General features: G+C 47.7%; 2 tRNA genes. Both read right to left on the bottom strand.

The window, feature by feature from the left end:
• Window positions 1-136: 136 nt before the first annotated feature.
• Window positions 137-212 (bottom strand) — tRNA-Ala (locus ACSZPU_RS26280).
• Between the two features lie 107 nt (window positions 213-319).
• Window positions 320-396, bottom strand: a tRNA-Ile gene (locus tag ACSZPU_RS26275).
• Window positions 397-495: the final 99 nt, after the last annotated feature.

Genomic DNA, 495 nt, shown 5'->3' with positions numbered 1-495 from the left:
TTCTGTTCTTTATTACGGAGAACAGACACGATGTGTCGTTTCAATTTTCAGCTTGATCCAGATTTTTAAAGAGCAAAACTTCGCAGTGAACCTTTTCAGGTACACTCTGAAGTTTTCTTGTGTTCGCAGTAAAAGATGGTGGAGCTATGCGGGATCGAACCGCAGACCTCCTGCGTGCAAAGCAGGCGCTCTCCCAGCTGAGCTATAGCCCCATCGACGTCAAATCTCATCAACCTTAATTTTTGTTGAAGCAAGGCGTGGTGACACGAAGCATACCAGAGTATGTGAGTGTCGCCGCAACGCGGCATCAGCAAAAATTTGGTAGGCCTGAGTGGACTTGAACCACCGACCTCACCCTTATCAGGGGTGCGCTCTAACCACCTGAGCTACAAGCCTGCAGAGATTTTTTACTGCTGTTTTTTCATCAGACAATCTGTGTGAGCACTACAAAGGCAGGTTCTTTAAGGTAAGGAGGTGATCCAACCGCAGGTTCCC

The organism is Phytobacter sp. V69 (assembly GCF_965644215.1).
Lineage (GTDB): Bacteria > Pseudomonadota > Gammaproteobacteria > Enterobacterales > Enterobacteriaceae > Phytobacter.
This window is presented reverse-complemented; position numbering and strand designations above follow the sequence as displayed.